This window comes from Streptomyces sp. MnatMP-M17, assembly GCF_900091995.1.
GTDB lineage: Bacteria > Actinomycetota > Actinomycetes > Streptomycetales > Streptomycetaceae > Streptomyces.
In genome coordinates this window covers 1-8,039 of sequence record NZ_FMDK01000903.1, presented here as the reverse complement: position 1 = coordinate 8,039, position 8,039 = coordinate 1, and the positions used below count along the sequence as shown (strand labels likewise).

The following is an 8,039-nucleotide window of genomic DNA, read 5'->3' as shown; positions in this document are numbered from 1 at the left end:
GCCCGGGAGCGGCGGTGGCGGGGAGCGGGGCGAGCAGCAGAGCACCGGCCGTAACGGCGGTGGTCAGCAGGACGGGTCTGGGTATCCCCATGCGTCTGTACCCTCCGAGCTTTCGGAAATGATCAGAAGTGATCGGTGATATAGAGAATCGATCGACAGTGATCGGTATGCAGGGTTTACAGGGTGGGCGACCGAACGACAAGAGGGTGTCCACGTCGTGGGTAGGGTGAACCCCATGCATGATCTCGGGGCCGGCTTCGGCTATTTGATGAAGGGCCAGCGCTGGGTCGCGGGCCATGGCCGATGGCTCGGATTCGGGCTGCTGCCCGGACTGGTCACACTGGTGCTGTACGCGGGCGCGCTCGTCGCGCTCTTCTACGGCGCCGACGATCTCACGGCCTGGGCGACTCCGTTCGCCGACGACTGGTCCTCGCCCTGGCTCGGTCTCTTCCGTGGCTCGCTGACCGTGCTCCTCTTCGCGCTCGGCCTCTTTCTCGCCGTGGTCACCTTCACGGCCGTGACCTTGCTGGTCGGCCAGCCCTTCTACGAGTCGCTCTCGGAGGCGGTCGACCGCGCCGAGGGCGGTGAGGTCCCCGAGTCGGGCCTGCCGCTCTGGCGCGAACTCCTGATCTCCGCCCGGGACAGCCTGCGGATCCTGGTACGGGTGACGCTGTACGGCGTCCTGCTCTTCGCGCTCGGTTTCATCCCGGTGATCGGGCAGACCGTGATTCCCGTGCTCGGCTTCTGTGTGTCCGGCTTCTTTCTGACGGAGGAGCTGACGGCGGTGGCGCTCCAGCGGCGCGGTGTCGAGCTGAAGGAGCGGGTGGCCATGCTCCGGGGCCGGCGGATGCTGGCCCTCGGCTTCGGTGTGCCGCTGACGCTCGCCTTTCTCGTACCGGTCGTGGCGGTGTTCCTGATGCCGGGCGCGGTGGCCGGAGCCACGCTGATGGCCCGTGAGCTGGCGGCGGCGCCGGAGGACGCGCCGGACGGTGCGGCGAGCGGCGGAGCGAGCGGCGAGGGTGCGCCCAGGACGGGCGCACCGCTCACTCTCGACAAGTAGGCGCTGTACGGGCGCGCTGTACGGCCGGACTTCGCGGCCATGTCGGGGCCGTCCGGTCCGGTCCGTCCGGTCCGGTCTGGTCCGGTCCGTCCGGTCTGTCGCGTCCGCCGTGGCCGCTGCGTCCGCCGTGTCAGGAGGACTCGGCGGCCACCGTGATGATCGCCCTGATCTGGGCGATGATGTCCAGCCGGTTCTGGATGAACTCGGGATCGGTCACCGTCCCGGTCGCCGGATCGGTGTTCCCGGCCCCGAACTGGAGGACGGGCGTGTGCACATGGCCGCCCGGGATGTCCAGGCCGAGCCGGTCGCGCAGCAGCGTCGCCCGGTAGGCGATCTCGTTGGAGAGATAATCCCCGCCGCCGCCCGCGCGGGCGGCGGAACCGGGCGTCGGTCCGTCCGGCCGTACCACCGGAGCCGTCGCGCCCGCCGGGATCTCGGTCACCGAGGTGTTGTCGTACACCGGGAACCGTCCGGTCGCCGCCGCCGTGATCTCGGCGTACGGCAGGCTGGTCACCGTCCACTGCGGCTGTGAGGCCGGATCGCTCACCGGCACGAGTCCGGTCTCGGAGACATTGTCGTTGTCGCCGAATCCGCCGCGCCAGGCGCCGTTGAAACGCTCGACATCGATCCGGCCTACCCGGCCCTGGCTCACCGTGGTGAACAGATCGGCCCGGGACAGCGGGCCGCGCAGGGCCCGTTCCACCGTGCCGTCGGCGAAGTCCGCCCAGCGGACCGGGAAGACGGCGGTCTCGACACGGGCCGGACCGTCGGCGGTCCTGATGACCGTGCCGTCTAGGGCCAGCGCCGTCGCTCCCGACGGATTACTGATCCGGATGTCACGGTCCAGGGTGAACGGATCGAAGCCGGTCATCACGATGCGCTTGACGCCCTGCCGGCTCTTGCCCTTGTTCTTGTCGCCGCCCTTGCCCTTGCCCTGGTCCGCCTTTCCTCCGGAGAAGGTCAGGGAGTCCTGGCCGCGCGAGGTGCGCTCCAGTGTGCCGAGCAGAGCCGAGCGCGCGGCTTCGGAGAGGCGGAACTCCGGTTCCCACCCGCGCAGTTCACGTGTCATCCCGAGCCGCGCCCAGTACAGCGGACGGTCGTCGTCCCGGCTCAGATCACCGCCGGCGGGACCGCGGCCCTGCGCCCGGTCCACCGCCCGCTGCCACAGCCGCGCACCCTGGCGCCCGACGGTCCGCTCCGCCTCGGCGTAGGAGTGCGCGTGGCGCAGTGACCGTACGAACTCCGGCGCCACGCCGTCGAAACCGCTGCGCCGCAGGATCTCCTGCGGCACGGCCCGGTCGAGACGCTGCTCCTCGACGGTGAGGGCCACGGCGGTCCCAGCCGTCTCCGTGGTCTTGGCGGCAAGGGCCGGTCGGGCGGTGGCGAGCGGCAGCGGCGCGGCCAGGGTGAGTGCGGTGGCGGTGAGCAGTACGAGTCCGGTCAGCTCCGGGCGTATCCGTCCGCGTGTCCATACGCGTACACCTGTCCGGCTCATGGGCCTCATGAGTCTCACGGGAGTCCTTCCGTCGGGTGGCGGAAGTATCGCCTCCGTACCGGTCTTCTGACCATGGCGCCTGACCGGCCGTAACTCCGGTCACCGACCGGTCGGTTGCGCGCACCGGCCGGCCGGTTCCCGTGGACAGGGCCGGTCAGTCCCGCGGACCCGGGCCTCCCGCGCGCAGCAGTGTCAGAAAGTCGCGGAACGCCGCCGGCATGTCCACCGACTCCGGGTTCAGCAGCCACTGGTACTGGAGTCCGTCCATCACGGCGGTCAGCAGCGGCGCGGCCTGCTCCGGAGTGAGCCCGCCCGGCAGCCGGTCGCCGAACTCGTCGCGCAGCACATCCGCCATCTCGCTGCGCACCTGCTCATAGCGGTGGCTGAAGAACTCCCTGGCCGGATGATCCTCCGTCACACTCTCGCCGAGCAGCGCCGAGAAGGTCTGCACGATCCCCGGGCGCATCGCGTTGTACTCGACCAGCGAAGTCAGCAGCTCCAGCCGCCAGCCCTGCCGGCCGCCGCTCCCGCCGCCCGTGTCCCACTGGTCGCGCTCCTCCAGTACGGCGACGAGCAGCGCCTCCTTGGTGCGGAAGTAGTGGAGCAGCCCTTGCTGGGTAAGGCCGACACGCTCGGCCACCGCGCCCAGGGTCGTGCCCCGGTAGCCGCGCTCGGCGATTACTTCGAGGGCGGCACGGAGGATCTCCGCCCGCCGCTCCTCGCTTCTGGCTCTCGCCATCAGGCCGGATTCCTTTCCGCTCTGTTTTCCGCTCTGTCCGCCGGCTGTCCACCGTCATCCATAAGTAACAAATAGATAACGTAATCTACTCATCTACAGATAATGGGGCCACCATGTCACCATTCACCGGTACTCGACGAGGAGGTACGGCCGTGGCAGGCGCATCCAACACCCGGGCCGATCAGGCCCGCAACGCCGCTGTCGAGGCGGCGCTCGGCAAACTGGATCTGGCCGCCAAGGCCCGGCTGCTGGCCGGCCAGGACATGTGGTCCCTGCCCGCGCTCCCGGAGATCGGTCTTGCCTCCCTGGTGATGTCCGACGGGCCCATCGGAGTCCGTGGCGTCCGCTGGACCGCCGACGATCCGTCCGTCGCCTTGCCGTCGCCGACCGCGCTCGCCGCCTCCTGGGATCCGGAGCTGGCCCGCCGGGCGGGCAGGCTGCTCGCGCAGGAGGCCCGTCGCAAGGGTGTCCATGTGCTGCTGGCGCCCACCGTCAATCTGCACCGCTCGCCGCTCGGCGGGCGCCACTTCGAGGCGTACAGCGAGGATCCGTATCTGACCGGCGAGATCGGTACCGGATATGTCCTGGGCGTCCAGGACGGCGGAGTCGGCACCACCGTCAAGCACTTCGTGGCCAATGACGCCGAGACCGACCGCTTCACCGTCGACAACATCGTGGCGCCGCGCCCGCTGCGCGAGCTGTATCTCGCTCCGTTCGAGGCCATCGTGGCCAATGCCCATCCCTGGGGCATCATGGCCGCGTACAACCAGGTCAACGGCTCGACCATGACCGAGCACGGCTATCTCCAGAACGAGGTCCTGCGCGGCGAATGGGGCTTCGACGGCTTCATCGTCTCCGACTGGCTGGCCGCGCGCTCCACTGTGGGCGCCCTTCTCGGTGGTCTCGACGCCGCGATGCCGGGACCGAGAACGGTCTACGGCGAGGCGCTCGTCGCGGCCGTAGGCGCCGGTGAGGTGGAGGAGCCCGCCGTGGACGAGGCTGTGCGGCGCGTGCTGCGGCTCGCCGCCCGCGTCGGCATCCTCGACGGCGCACCGCCGGCCGTCACCGGACATCCGGCGCCGGTCGACGGCGACGCGCTCGCCCGCGAGGTCGCCCGCCGCTCGTTCGTCCTCGTACGCAACGAGATACTGGACGGCCGGCCCGCGCTGCCCCTCGATCCGGCCGCGACCGGCACCGTCGCGCTCATCGGCGCGGCGGCCCGTGACGCCCGTATCCTCGGCGGCGGTTCCGCCGTGGTCTTCCCGGACCATGTCGTCTCACCGCTCGACGGTCTCACCGCGGCCCTTCCCGAGGGCGCCCTGACCTATTCGATCGGCGCCGATCCCAGTGATGAACTCGCCGCCGCCGACCAGGGATTCGAGCTGACCGCCGTCTGCCGCGCGGCGGACGGACGGCTCCTCGGGACCGCCACCGTGCCGGGCGGCCGGGTGCAGTGGGCGGGCAGCGACCTGCCCGACGGTGTCACCCACGACGAGCTGCACACCGTCGAGCTGACCGGCTCCTTCGTCCCTCGCGAGAGCGGGAGGCACTCCTTCGGCACTCGCGGTCTCGGCGGTTTCGTGCTCACCGTCGGCGGCGAGGTCCTCTTCGACGGTACGGAGGAGCCGAAACCGGCCTCCGATCCGTTCGAGGAGTTCTTCGGCGGCCCGGTGGAGCGCGCACACGCGGAGCTGACCGAGGGCGAGCGCGTCGAGATCTCCCTCCTCCACACCGTCCACAAGATCCCGGACGCTCCGATCAAGGCCGTCGCCTTCTCGCTGCTCCATCTCGGCCCGCGCCACGATCCCGACGAGCTGATCGCCGAGGCCGTGGAGGCCGCGCGCGGCGCGGACACCGCCGTCGTCGTGGTCGCCACCACCGAGCGTGTCGAGTCCGAGGGCTTCGACCGGAAGGACCTGAAGCTGCCCGGCCGCCAGGACGATCTCGTACGGGCCGTTGCGGCGGTCAATCCGAACACCGTGGTGGTCGTCAACACCGGCTCTCCGGTGGAGCTGCCCTGGCGCGAGTCCGTGGCCGCGATCCTGCTGAGCTGGTTCCCCGGCCAGGAGGGCGGCGCCGCTCTCGCCGATGTGCTGCTCGGCGCCGAGGAGCCCGGCGGCCGGCTGCCCACCACCTGGCCGGTCGCCCTGGCCGACGTGCCGGTCTCGGTGACCACTCCCGACGGAGGCGAACTCCACTACACCGAGGGCCTGTTCATCGGCTACCGGGCCTGGGAGCGCGCGGGAACGGCTCCCGCGTACGCCTTCGGCCACGGCCTCGGCTACACCGACTGGGAGTACGAGACGATCGCGGCCACCGCCGACGAGGCCCGGGTGCGGCTGCGCAACACCGGTGTCCGCGCGGGCCGTGAGGTCGTCCAGCTCTATCTGGCACCCGCGGCCGGCACCTCCGCGGCCGGCAACTCCGACAGCGCCGACAGTGTGGAGCGTCCCGCGCGCTGGCTGGCGGGCTTCGCCACCGTCGAGGCGGGCCCGGGAGAGACCGCGGAGATACGGATCCCGCTGCCCCGCAGGGCCTTCGAGATCTGGGACGAGGAGGCCGGCGCCTGGTCGTTCGTGCCCGGCACCTACGAGGTCCAGGCGGGCCGCTCGGTCGCCGACCGCAGGCTGAGCGCCACGGTGGAGGCGCGCGCCGGCGCGTGAGGACCTGAGGACGGCCCCGGGACGGACGCACCTGACAGCACCGTCCCGGGCCCGAGCCGCCCGGTGGTCCGGCCGCCCGGTGGTCCGGCCGCCCGGTAGTCCGGCCGGACCGGCTACCGGACGCCGGAGCTACCGGACGCCGAAGCGGTAGACCGTGGTCGAACGGAACTCCTCGCCCGGCCGCAGCACGGTGTCCGGGAACTCCGGGCGGTTCGGCGAGTCCGGGAAGTGCTGGGTCTCCAGCGCCACACCGTCACCGGGACGGTACGGCTCACCGTCGAAGTGGTCCCCGGTGTAGAGCTGGAGCCCGGGCTCCGTCGTGGTGATGGTCAGCACCCGGCCCGAGACCGGGTCGTACAGCTCCGCCGCCGGTTCGTCACCGTCGAGGACGAAGTTGTGGTCGTAACCGGAGCCCACCGCGCGCGGCTTGCGGAAGTCGAAGCGCGTCCCGTCGACCGCCGCGAGCTCTCCGGTCGGCAGCGCGGCGGAGTCCACCGTGGTGATATGGCCCGCCGCGATCCGCAGTTCATGCCCGGTTGTGCTGCCACTGCCTGCGCCGCCCAGATTCCAGTACGTGTGGTTGGTCAGATTCACCGGTGTCGGAGCGTCCGTCACCGCGCGGTAGTCGATCCGCAGCGCGCCGTCCGCGTCCAGCGAGTAGGTCGCCGAGACATCCAGCCGGCCCGGGAATCCCTCCTCGCCGTCCGGGCTGGTCCGGAACAGCCGTACTCCGTGGTCGCCGGCCCGCTCGGCCTCCCAGACGCGCCGGTCGAAGCCGCGCTCACCGCCGTGCAGACAGTTCGGCCCGTCATTGGGCACCAGTCGATGGGTCCGGCCGTCCAGCGTGAAGGCCGCGCCCGCGATGCGGTTCGCGTACCGTCCGACCAGCGCTCCGAAATACGGGCCGCGCGAGCCCAGATAGCCCGTGACATCGGCGAAGCCGAGCGCCACATCGGCGACGGTCCCGTTCCGGTCGGGAATCTCGACCGACTGCACGACGCCGCCGTACGTCAGCAGACGCAGCCGGGTCCCGGCCCGTTCGAGGGTCCAGCGGTGAACGGGCGTACCCTCGGGGGCCGCGCCGATGCGCTCCGTGTTCATGACAGTCACGATCAAGCACACTACGCCGGGCCGGCCCGAGCGGCTACGGCCCTCCTAGGCCCTGTCCAACAGCGGCCCTGTCCCACGGCCTGCGACGCCTACGCGGGCGGATCCGCCGCGGTGATATTGCGGTACGCGATCTCCGCGAGCCGGCTCTGCCCGTTCTTGCTGGGATGGAACCAGTCCCAGTGGCTGAGCTGCTCCCCGGTGAACCGGTAGTCGAAGACCGCGCCGCCGTCGTACCGGCAGCGCAGATCCTTCGCGCAGACCTCTTTCAGCACCTTGTTGTAGGCCACCACCCGCTCGTACACCAGATCCCGGCGCTGCTGCGCCCGCTCGCTCATGTCCTGCGAGTCCCCGAGCATCGAGGCACAGATGCCCAGCTTCCAGATCTGCCGGCCCAGCGGATTGCCACGGCCGGTGGACCAGAGCCGCTTGAGATCCGGCACGCTCGACACATACACCTGCGCCTTGGGCGCTCCGGCGCGCAACTGGCGCATCGACGCCTCGAACGAGGTACGGAAGTCCTCCACCGGCGTCATCTGCTTGGGCGAGTCCCGGCAGGCGTCATTGGCGCCCACCATGACCGTGACCAGCTCGGGCCCGTGCTGCGCCGCCTGGGCCATCTGGCCGGGCAGATCGGCCATCCGGGCACCGGTCACCGCGTGGTTCCAGCTCCGCTGCTTCACCGCGGGCGCGCCCAGGAGTCGCAGCGAGAGACTGCGCACCTCCATGTCCGTACCCGTCGACCAGGACACCTCCGGGCAGTCCGCCAGCACCACACAGGCGTCGAAGCCACGGGTGATCGAGTCACCGACCGCGGCCACGGAGGCGGGTTTGCGGTCCCAGACGGGCGTGGGCCGCGGGGACGGAGCGGCGCTCTTCGCGGCGGCGTCCGGGGAGGAGCCGCCCAGGGAGTCGCAGCCGGCCAGCATCCCGGTCCCGGCGAGCACCGCGGCCGTGACGGCGGCGAGCCCGGCG

The 8,039-nt window shown here is 71.1% G+C and carries 6 protein-coding genes; 2 read left to right on the top strand and 4 right to left on the bottom strand.

From position 1 onward, the window contains the following. Positions 1 to 235: 235 nt before the first annotated feature. Positions 236 to 1,060 carry an EI24 domain-containing protein gene (locus GA0115259_RS33125; RefSeq protein ID WP_093603797.1) on the top strand — a complete coding sequence of 275 codons (825 nt, stop codon included), beginning with the start codon at positions 236 to 238 and terminating at the stop codon, positions 1,058 to 1,060. Between the two features lie 130 nt (positions 1,061 to 1,190). Here the strand turns inward: GA0115259_RS33125 and GA0115259_RS33120 are convergent, their stop codons facing one another. Together GA0115259_RS33120 and GA0115259_RS33115 are read right to left on the bottom strand one after the other, a co-directional pair. After that, positions 1,191 to 2,555 carry a pyroglutamyl-peptidase I gene (locus GA0115259_RS33120; RefSeq protein WP_161230529.1) on the bottom strand — a complete coding sequence of 455 codons (1,365 nt, stop codon included), beginning with the start codon at positions 2,553 to 2,555 and terminating at the stop codon, positions 1,191 to 1,193. Between the two features lie 154 nt (positions 2,556 to 2,709). Continuing rightward, complete coding sequence (locus tag GA0115259_RS33115; protein ID WP_093603795.1) at positions 2,710 to 3,294, bottom strand: TetR/AcrR family transcriptional regulator; 585 nt, start codon at positions 3,292 to 3,294, stop codon at positions 2,710 to 2,712. Positions 3,295 to 3,407: 113 nt separating this feature from the next. Between GA0115259_RS33115 and GA0115259_RS33110 the strand changes: the two genes are divergently transcribed. After that, complete coding sequence (locus tag GA0115259_RS33110; protein WP_093603793.1) at positions 3,408 to 5,957, top strand: beta-glucosidase family protein; 2,550 nt, start codon at positions 3,408 to 3,410, stop codon at positions 5,955 to 5,957. 129 nt (positions 5,958 to 6,086) lie between these two features. Here GA0115259_RS33110 and GA0115259_RS33105 read toward each other — a convergent pair whose 3' ends face one another. Both GA0115259_RS33105 and GA0115259_RS33100 read right to left on the bottom strand, forming a co-directional pair. Beyond that, complete coding sequence (locus GA0115259_RS33105) at positions 6,087 to 7,058, bottom strand: aldose epimerase family protein (protein ID WP_093603791.1); 972 nt, start codon at positions 7,056 to 7,058, stop codon at positions 6,087 to 6,089. Positions 7,059 to 7,156: 98 nt separating this feature from the next. Beyond that, a partial coding sequence (locus GA0115259_RS33100; protein WP_370749054.1) for an SGNH/GDSL hydrolase family protein occupies positions 7,157 to 8,039 on the bottom strand: 883 nt, incomplete at its 5' end.

Coding starts and splice junctions, on each gene's coding strand:
- GA0115259_RS33125 (WP_093603797.1), top strand. CDS start 236: ATGCATGATCTCGGGGCCGGCTTCGGCTATTTGATGAAGGGCCAGCGC.
- GA0115259_RS33120 (WP_161230529.1), bottom strand. CDS start 2,555: ATGAGCCGGACAGGTGTACGCGTATGGACACGCGGACGGATACGCCCG.
- GA0115259_RS33115 (WP_093603795.1), bottom strand. CDS start 3,294: ATGGCGAGAGCCAGAAGCGAGGAGCGGCGGGCGGAGATCCTCCGTGCC.
- GA0115259_RS33110 (WP_093603793.1), top strand. CDS start 3,408: ATGTCACCATTCACCGGTACTCGACGAGGAGGTACGGCCGTGGCAGGC.
- GA0115259_RS33105 (WP_093603791.1), bottom strand. CDS start 7,058: ATGAACACGGAGCGCATCGGCGCGGCCCCCGAGGGTACGCCCGTTCAC.